19 protein-coding genes are annotated in these 16,430 nt (G+C 67.1%); 8 read left to right on the top strand and 11 right to left on the bottom strand.

Annotated elements, in window-relative coordinates; all coding sequences use genetic code 11:
• Nucleotides 1-741, top strand: coding sequence for a 7-cyano-7-deazaguanine synthase QueC (gene queC, locus LIX00_RS03865; protein ID WP_227354871.1), 741 nt, complete (start codon nt 1-3; stop codon nt 739-741).
• Between the two features lies 1 nt (nt 742).
• On the opposite strand, the gene LIX00_RS03860 is transcribed toward queC, so the two are convergent.
• The 3 genes from LIX00_RS03860 to LIX00_RS03850 form a co-directional block, all read right to left on the bottom strand.
• Complete coding sequence (locus tag LIX00_RS03860) at nt 743-1,648, bottom strand: DMT family transporter (protein ID WP_227354870.1); 906 nt, start codon at nt 1,646-1,648, stop codon at nt 743-745.
• Nucleotides 1,649-1,728: 80 nt separating this feature from the next.
• Nucleotides 1,729-2,397: a CPBP family glutamic-type intramembrane protease gene (locus LIX00_RS03855; RefSeq protein WP_438267068.1), complete on the bottom strand. Its 669-nt coding sequence runs from the start codon at nt 2,395-2,397 to the stop codon at nt 1,729-1,731.
• Between the two features lie 14 nt (nt 2,398-2,411).
• The gene (locus LIX00_RS03850) at nt 2,412-2,702 is read right to left on the bottom strand and encodes a DUF5789 family protein (RefSeq protein ID WP_227354868.1); all 291 of its coding nucleotides are present in this window, start codon (nt 2,700-2,702) and stop codon (nt 2,412-2,414) included.
• A gap of 210 nt (nt 2,703-2,912) precedes the next feature.
• Between LIX00_RS03850 and LIX00_RS03845 the strand changes: the two genes are divergently transcribed.
• Together LIX00_RS03845 and LIX00_RS03840 are read left to right on the top strand one after the other, a co-directional pair.
• Nucleotides 2,913-3,407 carry a hypothetical protein gene (locus LIX00_RS03845; RefSeq protein ID WP_227354867.1) on the top strand — a complete coding sequence of 165 codons (495 nt, stop codon included), beginning with the start codon at nt 2,913-2,915 and terminating at the stop codon, nt 3,405-3,407.
• A gap of 160 nt (nt 3,408-3,567) precedes the next feature.
• Nucleotides 3,568-4,380 (top strand): cell division protein CdpA domain-containing protein, encoded by an 813-nt coding sequence (locus tag LIX00_RS03840; RefSeq protein WP_227354866.1) that lies wholly within the window; start codon nt 3,568-3,570, stop codon nt 4,378-4,380.
• A 24-nt stretch (nt 4,381-4,404) separates the two neighbouring features.
• Here the strand turns inward: LIX00_RS03840 and LIX00_RS03835 are convergent, their stop codons facing one another.
• From LIX00_RS03835 to LIX00_RS03825, 3 genes are read right to left on the bottom strand one after another with little or no spacing between them, the layout of a single operon-like run.
• Nucleotides 4,405-4,839: a Mut7-C RNAse domain-containing protein gene (locus LIX00_RS03835; protein WP_227354865.1), complete on the bottom strand. Its 435-nt coding sequence runs from the start codon at nt 4,837-4,839 to the stop codon at nt 4,405-4,407.
• Nucleotides 4,839-6,578, bottom strand: a complete 1,740-nt coding sequence (polX, locus tag LIX00_RS03830; RefSeq protein ID WP_227354864.1) for a DNA polymerase/3'-5' exonuclease PolX — start codon at nt 6,576-6,578, stop codon at nt 4,839-4,841. The genes LIX00_RS03835 and polX overlap by 1 nt, the downstream gene beginning before the upstream one ends.
• Complete coding sequence (locus LIX00_RS03825) at nt 6,575-7,012, bottom strand: DUF5788 family protein (protein ID WP_227354863.1); 438 nt, start codon at nt 7,010-7,012, stop codon at nt 6,575-6,577. Before LIX00_RS03825 ends, polX begins: the two co-directional genes overlap by 4 nt.
• A gap of 116 nt (nt 7,013-7,128) precedes the next feature.
• On the opposite strand from LIX00_RS03825, the gene LIX00_RS03820 reads away from it, so the two are divergent.
• Genes LIX00_RS03820 through LIX00_RS03800 form a run of 5 tightly spaced genes read left to right on the top strand, consistent with a single transcriptional unit; the run spans nt 7,129 to nt 11,807 of the window.
• Nucleotides 7,129-7,827, top strand: a complete 699-nt coding sequence (locus LIX00_RS03820) for a class I SAM-dependent methyltransferase (RefSeq protein ID WP_227354862.1) — start codon at nt 7,129-7,131, stop codon at nt 7,825-7,827.
• A 55-nt stretch (nt 7,828-7,882) separates the two neighbouring features.
• Complete coding sequence (locus tag LIX00_RS03815) at nt 7,883-8,800, top strand: rhomboid family intramembrane serine protease (protein ID WP_227354861.1); 918 nt, start codon at nt 7,883-7,885, stop codon at nt 8,798-8,800.
• On the top strand, nt 8,800-9,627 hold the full coding sequence (locus LIX00_RS03810) for an endonuclease V (protein WP_227354860.1): 828 nt from the start codon (nt 8,800-8,802) through the stop codon (nt 9,625-9,627). Before LIX00_RS03815 ends, LIX00_RS03810 begins: the two co-directional genes overlap by 1 nt.
• 24 nt (nt 9,628-9,651) lie before the next feature.
• Nucleotides 9,652-10,503 (top strand): SDR family oxidoreductase, encoded by an 852-nt coding sequence (locus tag LIX00_RS03805; RefSeq protein ID WP_227354859.1) that lies wholly within the window; start codon nt 9,652-9,654, stop codon nt 10,501-10,503.
• Complete coding sequence (locus LIX00_RS03800) at nt 10,500-11,807, top strand: glycerate kinase type-2 family protein (RefSeq protein ID WP_227354858.1); 1,308 nt, start codon at nt 10,500-10,502, stop codon at nt 11,805-11,807. The genes LIX00_RS03805 and LIX00_RS03800 overlap by 4 nt, the downstream gene beginning before the upstream one ends.
• 30 nt (nt 11,808-11,837) lie before the next feature.
• Here LIX00_RS03800 and LIX00_RS03795 read toward each other — a convergent pair whose 3' ends face one another.
• The 5 genes from LIX00_RS03795 to LIX00_RS03775 all read right to left on the bottom strand — a co-directional run bounded on the left by LIX00_RS03795 (nt 11,838) and on the right by LIX00_RS03775 (nt 16,423).
• Entirely contained in the window at nt 11,838-13,211 is a 1,374-nt protein-coding gene (locus LIX00_RS03795; protein ID WP_227354857.1) for a GntP family permease, read from the bottom strand.
• Nucleotides 13,212-13,402: 191 nt separating this feature from the next.
• Nucleotides 13,403-14,440: an ArsA family ATPase gene (locus LIX00_RS03790; RefSeq protein WP_227354856.1), complete on the bottom strand. Its 1,038-nt coding sequence runs from the start codon at nt 14,438-14,440 to the stop codon at nt 13,403-13,405.
• A gap of 324 nt (nt 14,441-14,764) precedes the next feature.
• A complete protein-coding gene (locus LIX00_RS03785; RefSeq protein WP_227354855.1) occupies nt 14,765-14,992 on the bottom strand; it encodes an H/ACA ribonucleoprotein complex subunit GAR1 in 228 nt (75 codons plus the stop codon).
• Nucleotides 14,992-15,273 carry a signal recognition particle subunit SRP19 gene (srp19, locus tag LIX00_RS03780; RefSeq protein ID WP_227354854.1) on the bottom strand — a complete coding sequence of 94 codons (282 nt, stop codon included), beginning with the start codon at nt 15,271-15,273 and terminating at the stop codon, nt 14,992-14,994. The genes LIX00_RS03785 and srp19 overlap by 1 nt, the downstream gene beginning before the upstream one ends.
• Before the next feature lie 73 nt (nt 15,274-15,346).
• Nucleotides 15,347-16,423, bottom strand: a complete 1,077-nt coding sequence (locus tag LIX00_RS03775) for a PGF-CTERM-anchored ABC transporter substrate-binding protein (RefSeq protein WP_227354853.1) — start codon at nt 16,421-16,423, stop codon at nt 15,347-15,349.
• Nucleotides 16,424-16,430: the final 7 nt, after the last annotated feature.

The raw sequence follows: 16,430 nt of genomic DNA, 5'->3' as shown, positions 1-16,430 counted from the left end.
ATGACACGAAACGAGACGACCGCGACACGAGAGAGGACGGAACCGACGGACGAATCGACGACGCAGAACCGGGCCGTCATCCTCGCTTCGGGCGGGATGGACAGCGCGACCGCGGCCTACGAGGCCCGCGATCGAGGGTACGAACCGTACTTCCTGCACACCTCCTACGGCCAGCGAACCGAGGGCAAGGAGTTCGACTGCGCGAAACGACAGGCCGACGAACTCGACGCCGAGTTCCTCCGCGTCGAGACGAGTCACCTCGCCACCATCGGCGGGTCGAGTCTCACGGACGACGAGATGGCGGTCGAAGACGCGGATCTGGAGAGCGACGAGGTGCCGGACACCTACGTTCCGTTCCGGAACGCGAACCTGCTCTCGATGGCGGTCTCCTGCGCGGAAGCGAACGACTGCGACGCCGTGTTCATCGGCGCGCACAGCGAGGACTTCTCGGGGTATCCAGACTGCCGACCCGCGTTCTTCGAGGCGTTCCAGCGGGTCGTCGACATCGGGACGAAACCCGACACGACCGTCGAACTCGTCGCGCCGTTCGTCGAGTGGAGCAAGACCGACATCGCCCGCCGCGGGGTCGACCTCGACGTTCCCTACGAACACACGTGGAGTTGCTACCGCGCGTCGGAACCCGCCTGCGGAACCTGTGACGCCTGCGCGTATCGCCTGCAGGCGTTCCAGAACGTCGGCGTGCGGGACCCCATCGAGTACGAGGAGCGTCCGAACTACTGACTCAGCGCGCCGTCGACGTGACGTAGATTCCGCCGAGAACGACGAGACCACCCGCGACGGTCGCGATCCCCGGCACCTCGCCGAGGATGGCGAGGGCGAGCAGGGTACTCCCGACGGGTTCGCCGAGCAGCGAGACGCTGACGACGCTCGATTCGACGTACTTCAGCGCCCAGTTGATGACCGTGTGGCCGAAGATGCCCGGTCCGACGGCCATGGCGAGGAACAGAAGCCACTCGGTCGGTCGATAGGCGGTGAGCGCCACGGGAGCATCGCCGGCCAGCGCGACGCCGAACAGGACGACCGTGCAGACGCCGTACACGACCGTCACGTACGGAACGAGGGAGACGCGCTGGCGGAGCGACCGCCCCGCGAGGACGTACCCCGCCGCGGCGATCGCCCCGACGACCGCGAGCGCGTTTCCGTAGAGCGGGCGCTGCCCGGCGACTACCGCCCCCGAAAGCAGGCCGCCGAGCGACATCGCGACCATCCCGACGAGCGCGACGAGGATCCCGGCCACCGTTCGTCGGGTAACTCGCTCGTCCAACAGTGCCCACGCGCCGAACGCGACGAACAGCGGTTGCGACTGCACGAGCGTCACGGAGGCGGCGACCGTCGTCCATTCCAGGCTCTCGAACCACGCGACGAAGTGACAGGCGAGCGCGCCGCCGGTGACGATAGCGACGAGCAAGTCCCGGCGCGAGAAGGTACGGAGGTCGGCGCGGTAGCGCGTGACGGCGAGCGGGGCGAGCAGGAGCGTCGTGAAGAGCACGCGATAGAACGCCTTGATGATGCTCGGCGCGTAGCTCAGTTCGACGAGGATGGCGCTCGTGCTCACGGCGACGACGGCGACGGCGAGGGCGACCATCGGAGGCACTTCGTCTTCGACCCGCTCGACGACGTGAAACATCGCTCGTCAGGGAGTGGTCCCGGCATCCGATTTAAAGTTCCGGGTAGGGTTCGTAACGAACCCCCGGTTCCGTTCCTCCGTCACAGCGGTATTCGAAGCCACGAGAGCCAATCGACCACCGTCTCCGTGCGGATGAGCGGGTCGTGAAGCACCAGCCAATCGAGGAGGACGAGACCGAGTCCGTGCGCGACGACGGAGGGGAGCAGCGAATCGCAGTCGTAGTCCACCGCGCCGAAGAGCACGTCGGTCGGCCCTGAGAGGAGGAGTTCGATGGGCGGCTTACCGAGGTGGTGGAAGGCGTACACGACCGGGCTGATGAACACGCTCTTGAATCCGATTTTCCGGACGCCGACGCAGAGCAATCCGCGGTAGTACGTCTCCGCGGCGACGACGACGACGAACTGCTTCGCGGCGTGCGGCAGGAAACTCCCGAGGTCGGCGGTCGTGCTCCACATCGGATAGTACGTCCGAATCGACGGGAGCGACGACCCGACGACGTAGAACGGAACCACGAACGCCGCGAGAACGAGCGTGTTTCGTATCGCCTTGCGGTCGATTCGATAGCCGAGGTGGCGTCCGTGGGTCACCGCCAGCGCGCCCGGAATCGCCACGTACAGCGTCACGTCGCGGACGACCCGCGCGTTCAAACTGTCGCGCGGAACCTCCCACAGCGACCACGCGACCGTCAGCGCCGCGCCGACGAGCAGCGATAACTGCACCCACGTCAGTCCGAACGTCCGCCCCTCCACCGACCGAACGAGGCTCACGAATCGTCTGCAGTCGGAACCGGCCCCGTACCGACGACGTCGCGGACGTTCCGCGTGAACTCGTGTTCGCTCTGGAAGTAGGTCTCGTCCACGTCTTCGAGCACGTCCGAGAGTTTCCGCGGTCCGTCCGGCGTTCGAACCGTCTGGTCGCCGACCTTCCGGACGATTTCGCTCTTCTGAATCGGCCAGAACAGTCGAGAGGAGATGCGGGCGACCGGCGCGCCCTCGACGCGCTCGCGCTCGCCGAGTTCGACGGCGGGGCCCTCGTCTTCGTTGTCGTCAGCCATACTCGCCCGTTTGACACCCCGGGGATTAGGCTTTTCGACACGACCTTTTGCCGCGGTCGGGTGCCGAGACCAGCGCTACGTGGCGTCGGTCTCGGCCTGCCTCCTTGACAAAAGCTCGACCGAAAGCGCCGTCGGAACTTCGCTCGCGGTGAGTTGCGTCGAGAGGACAACAATCGTATCGGTTATGATTCCGAAATTCGAACGGCAGCTATGAAAGCGGACGGTCTCGCGGCAGCGACCACCCTCCTCATAGGATGTCTCCTCGTTGCCGTTGCCGCTCTCTCCTTGCGGTCCGGGAGTCGAACTCGCCGTTTATACGGAGCCGACGCGACCGACGAGAGCGCGGTTCGAGCGAATGCAACCGTGGTCGGGCTGTGTGGAATCGGGATGTGCGCCTTCGCCGCCGCGATCCGTTTCGGCGTCTCGACGCGTCTCGTCGGGACGGTCACGGTCGTCGTCAGCGCCGGCCTCTGTATCGTTCTGGGGTGGCTCATCCGCTACCGAGACCGGCGGGAACTGCTCACCACCCCGAACGTCGACCGCGCCGCGGCGCGACGACTCGGCGGGGCGGCCATCCTCTGCGGGGCGTTGGTCCTCCCGCTCGCTCCCGCGATTTGGTTCCGGGCCGGTCCCGGTCTCCTCCTCGGTATCGCGCTCGGGGGTTCGTTCGTCTCCCTCTTCGCGGTTGCGTACGCCTACAGGTGACGGTGTTCGTCGACCCGCCTTCCCGCGATACGGTCGCGAAGTTGTCATTCAGTAAACGCCGCTACTGCACGCCTTTCCCGGCCGATTTCTCCCCTACAGGTACTGTTTATGATACTTGTCTGACGCAGTAGTTTAGTAGGTGGCCTCCAATGACGGACACATGACAAGCCTCGGGGAAACCTACGAAGGGCGCGACGGCGTGAAAAAACGCCCGAAGCGACTCTACCTCGGCGTCGGCCTGTTTCTCGCCGGGTCTCTGCTCGTCGTCGTCGCCATCCTCGCGGCGACGACGAGCCTCTTTTCGGCGGTCGGGGTGAACCGCTACGGCTCGTATAAACTCGCCGGCGTCACCGCGGGTTTGGGCGTTCCGTCGGTGTTCGTCGGCATCTTCACCGTCCTGCCCGCGACGAGCAATCGCGTCCGCGCCGCGGCGGCCATCGGGTCGAGCATCTCCGTCCTCGGCGTTGCGATGTTCTGGTACGCCTATCCGCTCCACTGGCGGGGACACGGCGAACAACTCACCCTCCCGGTCGTCGCGGTCTACTTTCTCGGCCTCGTCGTCACGTTCTGGTGTCTGTTCACCGCCGTCGTGAACTTCAAGACGCGCAACGACCCCGGCGGAACCGTCACGATGGAGGTCACGCGCAAGGGCGAGACGAGGGTCGTGGAGGTCGAACGCTCCGGCGGGTTCGGCAGCGTCGGCGTCTTCGGCGACCGGCCCGACGGCGAAATCGGCGCGGCGAGCGACCCCGTGAGCGACGGGGGCGCGACGAGCGACGACATCTCCTCGCCGATTCCCCCGCAGCACGAGCGAGCGCCGGAGACGACCGCCACCCCGACCGACACGTACTGCGGGAACTGCGCCCACTTCGATTACGTCCGCACCGACGACGGGATGACGCCCTACTGCGGCCTCTACGACCGGCGGATGACCGACATGGACGCCTGCGACCGGTGGACGCCGAATCGCTGACGTCGACCGCCGACCGCCGATTGCTCACCGACGGATTTCTTCGAGCGTCCGTTCGACCGACGCCCAGTGGCTCCCCTTCCAGAACCGTTTTCCGCACTCCCGACACCGCCAGACCGCCTTCCCGTCGGGCGCGTGGTCGGGCGGTCGCCCCGCGTCGCGCACCAGCGTCCCGTTACAGTCCGAACACCGCGAGGGCTCGGAGAGCGAGAGGTCGAGACCCTTCCCCCGAAGTTCGCGCAATTGGTCGCTCACGTCGAGCGATTCGACGAGAATGGAGTCGTCGGCCCGCGCCGCCAACTCCCGGTCCCGCGTCAATAGCGTCCGCCCCTCCGCTCGCGTCAGTTCGAGAATCTCGTCGTCGTCCTCGATACCCCTGTCGAGGGCGTAGGCCGCGTCGTACCCGCACATCCGGAGGTAGGTCGCCAGCTTTCCCAGCATCACGTCGAGGAGGAGGGCCATCAGTGGCAGAAGTCCCGAAGTCCCTCCGCGTCGCGGGCGTTGAGCACGTCGTCGGCCTCGGCCCACCCGCGTCGGGCGGTGTGAACCCCGTACCGGACGTTTCGGTACTCGTCGGGACCGTGGGCGTCCGTGTTGATGGCGACGAGCGCGCCCTCATCGACCGCGACCTGCACCGCCGCCCCCCAGAGGTCGAGGCGGTGCGTGTTGCTGTTGATTTCGAGCGCGACGCCGTGTTCCGCGGCGGCTTTCGCCACCTTGCGCACGTCGAAGTCGACGCCGGGACGGCGGTTGATGAGGCGACCGCTCGGGTGGCCGAGCACGTCGACGCTCGGGTGCTCGATGGCTCGAATCAGCCGTTCCGTGGCGTCGCCGTCGAGTCCGCTGTGCGGCGAGGCGACGACGATGTCCAACTCGGCCAACACGTCGTCCGCGACGCTGATTCCCCCCTCCGCGTCGATGTTCGCCTCGACGCCGGCGAGCACGTCGATGGGCGCGTCGTCCGCGACCGTTCGAATTTCCTCCATCTGCTCGCGGAGTTCGTCGTCCGAGAGGCCGACGCCGCCGACCATCCCCGGCCCGGTCGCGTGGTCGGAGACGGCGATGTAATCGAGACCGAACTCGGCGGCCCCGTCGACCATCTCCGCGACGGTGTAGCCCCCGTCCGACCAGTCGGTGTGCAGGTGGAGGTCGCCGCGAACGTCGTCCGCTTCGACGAGGTCCGGAAGTTCTCCGGCGATCGCGGCGTCGATTTCGCCCCTGTCCTCGCGCATCTCGGGCGCTATCAGCGGCAGTCCGAGCGCGTCGTACATGCTCGCTTCCGTCTCGCCGGCGATTCGTTCGCCGACTCGTTGCCCCGCGTCCGGGTCGTCCACCTCCGAAACGTCGAACACGCCGTACTCGTTCACCTTCAGGTCGCGTTCGATGGCGTAGTTCCGCAGGGTGATGTTGTGGTTCTTGCTCCCGGTGAAGTACTGGAGCGCGCTCCCGAACTCCTCGGGCGCGATGACCCGGAGGTCGACGCGCACGTCCGAGACCCGGATGGCGGCCTTGTCGGTGCCCGCCTCGATGACCTCGGTCGCGCGTTCCCAGTCGGTTAAGGCGTCCACGACCGCCTGCTTGTCCTCGCTCTCGGCCAGCACGTCCACGTCGCCGATGGTCTCGCGCCATCGCCGCAAGGAACCCGCGAGTTCGCAGCGTCCGACGCTCGGCACGTCGTCGACGAACGCGAGCACCTGTTCGCCCACCGGGCGGGCGTCGCCGAGCAGTTGCCGACCGCGGACGGTGCGGGCGAACTCGATTCCGTCGATGATGTTCTGCTCGGTCTTCTCCCCGTACCCCTTGAGTTCCCGAATCTCCCCGTTTCGGGCGGCCTCCTCCAAGTCGTCCAGCGTCTCGACGCCGAGTTCGTCGTAGAGGTCGCCGACCGTCTTCGGTCCGACGCCTTCGACGCGGGTCAACTCCTCCATCCGGACGGGCAACTTCTCGCGTTCTTCCTCGAGCGCCTCGATTTCGCCCGTCTCGAAGTACTCGACCACTTTCCCGGCGATGGACTCGCCGACCTGGGGAATCCGCCCGACCTCGTCCGGGCCGCCCGCCGCCATCTCCTCGATATCCTCGGGGTAGTCCCGGATGTTGTCCGCGGCCCGGCGGTAGGCTTGCGGTTTGTACCCCACGTCCTGCGCCTCCAGCAGGTTCGCGTACTCCTCGAACAGGTCGGAAATTTCGGCGTTTCTGCTCATAGTCGTGACCGTTTACCGGCGTTTTCGCGCCCGAGCGCTTTCTTCAGGAACGACATCCAGCGCTTCTTGTCCGCGGTCTCCTTCGCCCGCTCCTCCGCTTCGAGGTCGGTCGGCCCCAGACTCTCCAGCGCGTTCAACGCCCGGTCGATGCCGATGATGCTCTCGACCAGTCGCTCGCCCTCCTCGCGGGAGATGTCTTCGTTTTCGAGGCGCTGCCTGCGCTGGAGGCGCTCCCGCCGCAGGTTCGACTTGGCCCGGTCCACCCGGTCGCGCTCGCCCGGCGGAATCGTCTCCCGGCGCTTTATCTCGAAGACGAACTCGCGCAGGTTGATGTCCTCCCCCTGCACCGTTATCGCCTCGGGGATGGTCGCGCCGATGGTCGCCCCCTCGCGGTCGACGCGCTCCAGCAGTTGTTTTCGCTCGTACCCTTTCACGGGTACTACTCGTCGGCGCAGACAAAAAGGTCCTGCCCCCTATGCGTCGCGGGCATAATCCCCGGCCCGAGATGAGGCCGGAAAAAGCATTAATCGCTCGGTCCGCTAGAGGGGGCATGAAGAAACCCGGCGAAGTGTTCGAGGATTCTCGCGTCTACGACCCCGGCATCGAGGCCATCGTCCCGCGGTACGACGAACTCCACGACGCGATCTTGAACGCGCCGCCGCAGGAGCGCACCGACGAGATTCGCGTCCTCGAACTCGGGGCGGGAACGGGGGAACTCACCGCGAAACTCCTCACGCGGTTCTCGGAGAGCAGCGTCCTCGCCGTCGACCACAGCGAGAAGATGTTGGCCGAGGCCGACCGCAAACTGGAGACGTTCGGCGACCGAGTCGACATCGAACGCGGTGCGTTTCCGGACGACCACCCCGCCGCCAGCGAGGAGTTCGACCTCGTCATCTCGTCGCTCGCCGTCCACCACCTCTCCGCCGAGAAGAAACGCGTCCTCTTCGACGCCGTCTTCGACGCGCTGGTCCCCGGCGGATGGTTCGTCAACGGCGACGTGATTCGCTTCGACGCGCCGCACCTGGAGACGCTCTCGGACTCGATGATAAAGAACTGGGTTCGCTCCAAGGGCTGGGAGGAAGAGGAGTTCATGGCTCGCTGGCAGGCCAGCGACGAGTACGACGACCCCGACACGCTCACCGACCAACTGGTGTGGCTCCGCGAGTCGGGATACGACTCGGTCACGTCCATCTGGCAGTACTACAACTTCGCCGTCTTCGGCGGGCAGCGACCGGAAGACGCCCGATAACGACGGTCGCCGAATCACCCAAACCCATTTCTGCTATCGGTTCAAACGACAAACAATGGCGAACTGCGACGTGTGTGGTCAAAACGAGAACATGCCGTACAAATGCCGGATGTGCGGCGGGACGTTCTGCGGCGAACATCGTCTGCCGGAAAACCACTCCTGTCCGGGGCTGAACGAGTGGAACGACCCGAAAGGGGTCTTCGACAGCGGGTTCGACGACAGCGTGGAGAACCGGGGTCGGAGCGGTACGTTCGGCGTGAGCACCGGAACCGGCGGTCCCCTCGCGTACTTCCGGGGGAACATGACGTTCGTCTTCCTCGGGCTAATGTGGCTGACGTACGTCGCCCAGATAGCTATCGCGCCGTTGTTCGGTATCAACCCGCCAACGCAGGGGCAATTCGACATGCAGTGGTTCAACATCTTCACGCTGAACACCGCGCACCCCTTCTACGTCTGGACGTGGTTCATCTCCATCTTCGCGCACGGCAGCATCGGCCACATCGCGATCAACAGCATCGTGCTGTACTTCTTCGGCCCGGTCGTCGAACGACGCATCGGGAGCAAGAAGTTCACCGTCCTCTTTCTGGCGACGGGCGCGCTCTCGGGGCTCGCGCAGGTCTGGGCGACAATCCTCACCCAACCGGGACAGCTCGCCCCCGTCCTCGGCGCGAGCGGCGCGATAGCGGCCATCATGGGCGTGCTCACGGTGCTGAACCCCAACCTCCGCATCTACCTCTACTTCATCATCCCGATGCCGCTCTGGCTGGCGACGCTCGCGTTCGCCGTCTACTCGGCGTTCACCAGCGTCGCCTTCGGCGTCGGCGCGGGCGGCGTCGCCCAACTCGCGCACCTCACCGGCCTCGGTCTTGGGCTACTCTACGGCGCGAAGCTCAGGAAGGAGGGCCAACGCGCGCCGAAACAGCTCGAGTTCGGCGGCGGTGGCCGGGGCGGAATGGGTGGCGGGCGGTTCTGATGACCCTCGCCCATCCCGAGTTCGCGCCGGACGCCTCGCTCTCGCGCGAGGAGATGGAGGCGCTCCAGCACGAGGTGGCCGAGACGGCGGTGTTCGAGGACGAGTTCGCGTTCGACCCGGCCGCGATTCGGACCGGGGGCGACGACGGGCAGACCCGACTCCCGACCGGGGGTGGCGACCTCGGAGGCGTCGAAGAACGGGACGGAGCCGACGCGCCGGTCGTCGTCGGCGTCGACCAAGCGTTCGTCGGCGACTACGCGGTGAGCGCCCTCGTCGCGCTCCGCGACGGCGAGGTCGTCGAGCGCGCCCACGCCGCGGTCGAGACGGAGATTCCGTACATCCCCGGCCTGCTATCCTTCCGCGAGGGCGGGGCGATTCTGGCGGCGTTCGAGGAGCTGTCGGTCGACCCCGACCTCGCCGTCGTGGACGGGAGCGGACGCATCCACTTCCGACAGGCGGGCATCGCCACCCACATCGGCGTCATGCTGGACGTGCCGGCCGTCGGCGTCGCAAAGAGCCTGCTCTGCGGGACCCTGCGCGACCCGCCGCAGGGCCACATGGACGAGGGCGAGCGCGTCCCCGTCGTCGCGAACGGTCGGGTCAGCGCGCCCGACGGAACCGTCATCGGCTACGCGCTCCAGTCGCGCCAGTACGACAACCCCGAAAAGCGCCACGTCAATCCGCTGTACGTCAGCCCCGGCCACCGGGTGAGCGCCGAGACGGCGGCGGAACTCGTCTGGAAACTCTGCGCGGGCTACAAACTTCCGGAGCCGACCCGGCGGGCGGACGCCTACGCCGGCGAGGTGAAAGAAACCGTTGGTACTTAGCCACCCCCCTTCGAAGGAAACCCCATGGCCGAGACTGTGCTGATCACGGGCTGTTCGTCGGGAATCGGCAGGGAGACCGCCCTCTCGTTCCTCGCGGACGGCTGGGAAGTGTACGCCACCGCCAGAAATCCCGCCGATATCGAGACGCTCGGCGAGAAGGGTTGTCACGTCGCCACGCTGAACGTGCGGGAGGACGAGGACGTCGACCGCGTCGTCTCGCGCATCGTGGACGAACACGGGCACGTCGACTGTCTGGTCAACAACGCGGGCTACGCGCAACCCGGCCCCGTCGAGGACGTGCCGATAGAGCAGGTGCACGCGCAGTTCGACGTGAACGTCTACGGGCCGCTCCGCCTCGTGCGGGCCGCCCTCCCCCACATGCGCGAACGGGGGAAGGGAACCGTCGTCAACGTCTCCAGCGCGGTCGGGCGCGTCGCGGTCCCCGGCATGGGAATCTACAGCGGGTCGAAGTTCGCGCTGGAGGGCATCTCCGACGCGCTGCGCTCGGAGGTCGAGGAGTACGACGTCGACGTCGTGCTGGTCGAACCCGGTCCGGTGGACACGCAGTTCTACGAGCGGGCGAACGGGGAGATCGAAGGCGTCGAACGCTCCGGGGCCTACGAGCGGTTCTACGAGATGTACGACGACCGGCGGGCCGTCGACGGCGGCATGCCCGGCGCGGTGCATCCGAAGGAGGTCGCCGACACCATCCTCGACGCGGCGAACGTCCAACACCCCGAAGCGCGCTACCCTGTCGGCACCGTCGCGGAGTTGACCGATTACGCGCGAATCCTCCCGGCGGCGTGGCTCGATAAGCTCTACGGGACCGTCTCGGAGCTCTCGACCAGCAACTGGGCGAAGAAGTACCTCGGATGATAGCGAATCGGGAGGCGCTCGCCGCGACGCCCGCCCGCGACGCGGCGCTGGCCTGCATCGAAGCCGGAATCGAGGCGGCTCACCCCGACACCGTCGTCCGCGAGCGGGTGGCGCTCGACGGGGAGACGCTCCGAATCGGGGACGGGAGGTACGACCTCTCCGCGTACGACGAGGTGGTCGTCGTCGGCGGCGGGAAAGCCGCCGCGCAGGTCGCGGTGGCGGTCGAATCCGTTCTGGGCGACCGCGTCGCTCGCGGCGCGGTCGTGACCGACGACCCCGAGGAGACGGCGACCGTCGACGTGCTTCCGGGCGACCACCCGGTGCCCAGCGAGGAGGGCGTCGAGAGCGCACGGCGGGTGCGCGAACTCGTCGACTCTGCCGACGAGGGGACGCTCGTCCTCGCGGTCGTCACCGGCGGCGCGAGCGCCCTCCTGCCCGCCCCCGCGGACGGAATCTCGCTGGCGGACCTGCAGGGGGCGACCCGCGACCTGCTCGATTCGGGCGCGGACATCGACGAGATAAACGCGGTTCGCAAGCACTGCTCGGCGCTGAAAGGCGGGCAACTCGCCCGCGCGGCGTCCCCCGCGACCGTCGTCGGTCTGCTGTTCAGCGACGTGGTCGGCGACGACCCCGGCGTCATCGGAAGCGGCCCGACCGCGCCGGACGGAACGACCTTCGGGGACGCGCTGGCGGTCCTCGACCGGTACGGCGTCGAGTCGACCGTTCGAGACCGACTGGAGCGCGGCGTCTCCGGCGAGCTATCGGAGACGCCCGAGGGAGACGACCCCGTCTTCGACCGCGTCGCTAATCACGTCCTCGCCAACGGGTTCACCGCGCTGGACGCGGCCCGCGAAACCGCCGAGGAGCGGGGGTACGAGGCGATGATTCTCTCCTCGCGCGTTCGCGGGGAAGCGCGCGAGTCCGCCGCGACCCACGTCGCCGTCGCCGAGGAAGTGCAGGCGAGCGGGAATCCGCTGGCTCCGCCGGCGATACTGCTCTCGGGCGGCGAGACGACGGTGGCGGTCCGCGGAGCGGGCGAGGGCGGCCCGAATCTGGAGTTCGCCCTCGGCTCCCGCCTCGAACTCGACGCCGGTATCACGGTCGCCAGCGTCGACACCGACGGACGGGACGGGAGCACCGACGCTGCCGGCGCGCTCGTGGACGACGGGACGCCGGTCGAGGACGGTGAGGAGGCGCTTCGGGAGAACGACGCATACCCGTTCCTCGATTCCGCGGGGGCGCTCGTGGAAACCGGCCCGACGGGGACGAACGTGAACGACTTGCGGGTGTTGGTGGTCGAGTAGCCGAGCGACCGACGAGCGCCGTCGGGGCGGTCACCCGACCAGCGACGCCGACACTTGGACCGCGTTTCGGAGTACGACGATCCAGACGATGCTGGCGAGTCCGAGCGCGAGCGTCGCCAGCGTCCACGCCTGGTAGGCGGTCTGCGGTTCCATATCGGTGAACTCGGTGATGATCCAGAAGTAGGAGTCGTTGGCGTGGCTGACGGTCATGCTCCCCGCACCGATGGCGAGGACGGCGAACACTTTTCCCCACTGCGACGCGAGGCCGAGCGACCCGAGCAACGGAGCGACGAGGCTCGCCGTCGTCAGGATGGCGACCGTCGAGGAGCCGAGCGCCGTCTTCAGCGCAGCGGCGATGACGAACGCGGCGAGCAAACCGACGCCGAGACCGCCGAACGTGTTCTGCACGAACGCCTTCAGCGGGAGCGCGGCGAGCACCGAACCGAACGCGCCGCCGGCACCCGTCACCGCGAGGATGACCGCGGCGTTCGTGATACCGTCGGAAACCCACTCGTCGGTGATCTCGTCTTTGTACGTCGGAACCATTCCGAACGCGACGAACGCGCCGATGACGAGTGCCACCGCCGGATCGCCGAGAAAGAGGAGCCACCGCTGGGGCGCTCCGGTAACGAACGCCGGGTTCCCCGCTTCCGGGTAGGAAGCGATGCTACCGAGCGTGATGAGCGCGATGGGAACGAGCAGCGGTGCGAACGAAGCCGTCGGCGACGGCAGGTCGCCGTACTCCGATTTGATGTCCTCGATCGTCGTTTCCGGGTTCGGATCGATGTGGTAGTTCGAGGCGACCGCATCGGCCCACTTCGCCGCGACGAACACCACGGGAACGCTCACGAGCAGTCCCGTGAGCATGACGAGGCCGACGTCCGCGCCGAGGATACCCGCGGCGGCGATCGGGCCGGGGGTCGGCGGAACGAAGACGTGCGTGACGTAGAGCCCCCCCGCGAGGGCCACGCCGAGCGTCGAAAGGGAGAGCGAAGAGCGCTCGGCGACCGCGCGATTCAACCCGGAGAGGATCACGAACCCCGAGTCGCAGAAAACGGGAATGCTGACGATGCTCCCCGTGACGGCCATGACCTCGGTCGTGTGCTCTTCGCCGACCAGGCCGAGGATCGTCTCCGCGATGACGATCGCCGCGCCGGATCGTTCGAGCGTCGTTCCGATGATCGTCCCCGCGAGGATGACGATGCCGATGTAGCCCAGCACGCTTCCGAACCCGTCGGTGACGAGCGTCGCAACCTTCTTCGGGTCGACGCCCGCTATCAATCCGGTTCCGTACGCGGCGACGAGTAGCGTCAGAAACGCGTGCAACTCCAACTTCGCCGTTGCGACGATGATGAACGCGACCGCTCCGATCAGGAGCGCAACGAGTGCGAGTCCCTGTAACATGCACCCTACTCGATAGCCTCATCGGAGAAAACGGTACGAGAACCATCCGTAATTTCCTGTTTCTGTATTATAATCTTATATGTATTATACTTAGACCGAATCTCGGTCGTGACGGTCGCCGAAGTTCTCCGCGCCGATTTTCGTCGACACCGAAGCCGGTCCCGAATGCGTCCCCGAACCGCGAGTGCGCCTCAGTCCAGGCACGCCGCGACGACGCACAGCATCTCCTCGCCGCGCACCTCGTCGGCGAAGAGGGGAACGCGCTTGATGTCGTGGCCGCGGAACACGTCTTGGGCTTCCCGAAGTGCGCGCTGTTGCACCTGCCACCGCTGCTGGCAGAACTCGCAGGTTTCCAAGTTCGGCGCGACGAACTTGCTCGAATCGACCGCCTCCGTCACGTCGGCGAGATTCTCCATCACGCGGTTGACGACGACGGTCCCCACCGGGATGTCGAACTCGTCGAGCTGCGAGAGCAGGCGCTTCGACTCGAAGACGCTCATCTCCTCGGGAATCATCACGACGCGGAAGTCGGTCTGTGCGGGGTCGCGGAGGGTCGTCCGCAGGCGCTCTATCTGTCCCTTGAGCGCCTCGAGGTCGTCGATGCCCTCCGACGAGTCGCTCTCGCCGCCGAACACGCCCTTCACGCCGTCCATCATTCCCTGCAATCGCTGGCGGAGCGACACCATCCGCCCGACCATCGTATCCATTATCTCGGGGAGTTCGAGCAGGCGGAGGGTGTGCCCGGTCGGCGCGGTGTCCACGACCACGCGGTCGAACCGGTCGTCGTCGAGGAACTCCAGCAGTTTTTGCATCGCGGCGGCCTCGTCGGCCCCCGGCATCGCCCCGCCTAACAGGGAGGCCATCGGCCCGTCGCCGTCGTCGCCGAGCATCCCGCCGAGGGGACCCTCGCCGCCGAGCATTCCCGCCTGCTCCTCCAGCGCGGCGTCGGGGTCGATTTCGGCGGCGAAGAGCGGGACGTCGTCCCGAATCCGCGTCGCCTCCGCCGGAATCTCGCGCTCGAACGTGTCGGACAGCGAGTGCGCCGGGTCGGTCGAGACGACGAGCGTTCGCGTCCCGTCGCGCGCGCTGGCCAGCCCCGTCGCGGCGGCCATCGTCGTCTTGCCGACGCCGCCCTTCCCGCCGTAGAGGACGTACTCCGGGGCCTCCACGCCCGCGGGCACGTCCGCTTCGTCGATTCGCTCGACGGGTTCCACGTCGATTTGACTCATGGCAGTGGGTATCGGGCGCGGACACGTGTACCCGTCGGTCTCTACGCGACTCCGTTCGGAGTCGATGGAAAGCGGAGTACGGCGATGTCTCGGCGGAGTGCGGAACGATTCGCGGTGAGACGGTTTCGCAGCGGAACTCCTCGAAACCCCGTCGAATGCTCTCGTCACGCGACCTTCGGAGAAACGACGTGACGGGGTTCCGGAAAGCCCTCCCGAGTCGAGACGGCGGGAGCTTTCGAGAATGCCAACTCGTCGTCACCAACGATCGACGGTCGGCGAAGCTGCTTCCCGAGACGCCGGCCCGCCGGCGACGGAGCCGAGTCGCTATCGCGCGTACAGCTTCGACCCGACGAGGGCGGCCAGTCGCGTCCCCTCGTCCGGCGACACCGCGAGGTACGGTCGCTCGACCGGGCCGAACACGTCGACCACGCGGCCCACGGTCCGTAAGCTCTCGTCCACCGCCTCGGTGCCGAGGTCGGGGTGTTCCTCGCCCGGCGACCGGACGATGGCGAGCCCCTGCGCGGTTCGAACGACCTGCCCGAGTCGGCGCATCAGTCGCGCATGGCCGACACGTAGGCGGCGACGGCCTGGATGAGGTCGTTCTTCGAGGAGTCGTCGGCGTTCTTCACCAGCACGCGACCGCGCTCTTCCCACCCCTCGCGCGAGTAAGCCTTGTCGCGTTCGATGACGGTGTCGTACCCGACCTGCTGGACCGCGCGGGCGATTTCGTCCACCGTCGGCTCCTCGACGGCGGCGCGCTCGGGCACCCGCCGCCCCTCGCTCCGAGTCAACCCCGCGTCGAGATACGCGGGCCAGATGACTATTTCGACCATACTTCTTCTCCGCAGTCCCCCGTTAAACGCCTTTTCGTGTCGCTCGCGCCGAGTCCTCCCCCGCCGAATCGCCTCACTCGCGCCGCGCGAGGAGGGCGACCAACGCGAGCGCCGCCAGCGCGGCGGACGTTCCGAAGCCGGGTTGACCGCCGGAACCGGTCGCGGTCGTGGTCGTCGTCTTCCCGGCGTTCGTCTCGGCCGCCGCGGTCGTCTCGGTCGTCGTACTCGTCGCGTTCGCCTCCGCGTACGCTTCGGGGTGGAGTTTCTTCGCCAGGGTGGCGATGGGGTAGACGATGCGCGGAGCGGGCTGATTCACGTAGTTCGAGTTCAGCGACACCGTGTTGTTCCGCTTCGCGGCGGGCGTCTCGCCGTAGGCGTCGGGGACTTGCATACCGCCCGAGAGGACGAACCACTCGGGCTGGCGTTGGACGACCACCTCGTTGCTGACCTGTTTGTACCCCTCTATCCCGGCTTCGGCGGCGACGTTCGTTCCGCCCGCCGTCCGGATGATGGTGTTCACGAACGTTCCGTTTCCGGCGGTGAAGCCGCCGCCCATGACGTACAGCACCTTCGGACGGTCTTCGCCTTCGACCGCCTTACGGACGGTGCTCACGCGGTCTTTCATCCACGAGACGGTCTCCGTGGCCCCTCGACACTCGCCCGTCAACTGGCCGGTCAGCTTCGTCTTCGCGTAGATGTCCTCGATGGACTTCGACTCGCGGAACTTGTAGACGGTCAGCCCCGCGTCCCGCAGCTTTTGGACGGTCTGGTCGGGGATGATGTTGGGGGCGAGCACGAGGTCGGGGTTCTGCGCGACGACCTTCTCGGGGACGACGGTCGTCATCCCGGCCCCCGAGACGTTCACCTTCGCGCTCGCGCCGTCGAGGTACATCGCGTACTTCGTGACCCCGACGACCTTCTCCTTCCCGCCGATCTCCCACATCGTCTGGGCCGCGCTCGGCGAGAGCGTGACTATCCTCCGCGGCTCCTCTTTCACCGTGACCTCCGTCCCCGTCGCGTCGGTCTTCGAGAACGGGAACGAACAGGAGTTCTGCGCCAGGTCGGCGGCGTCGTCGGTCGCACCGACGACGCCGCCCGAGCCGAAAATCGCGGCGACGACGAGCATCGCCGACAGCAGTAGGTGTCTCATGCCACTC

Source organism: Haladaptatus salinisoli (genome assembly GCF_020614375.1).
Classification (GTDB): domain Archaea; phylum Halobacteriota; class Halobacteria; order Halobacteriales; family Haladaptataceae; genus Haladaptatus; species Haladaptatus salinisoli.
Note: the sequence above shows the minus strand (reverse complement) of the source record. Positions and strands in the feature narration are given on the sequence as shown.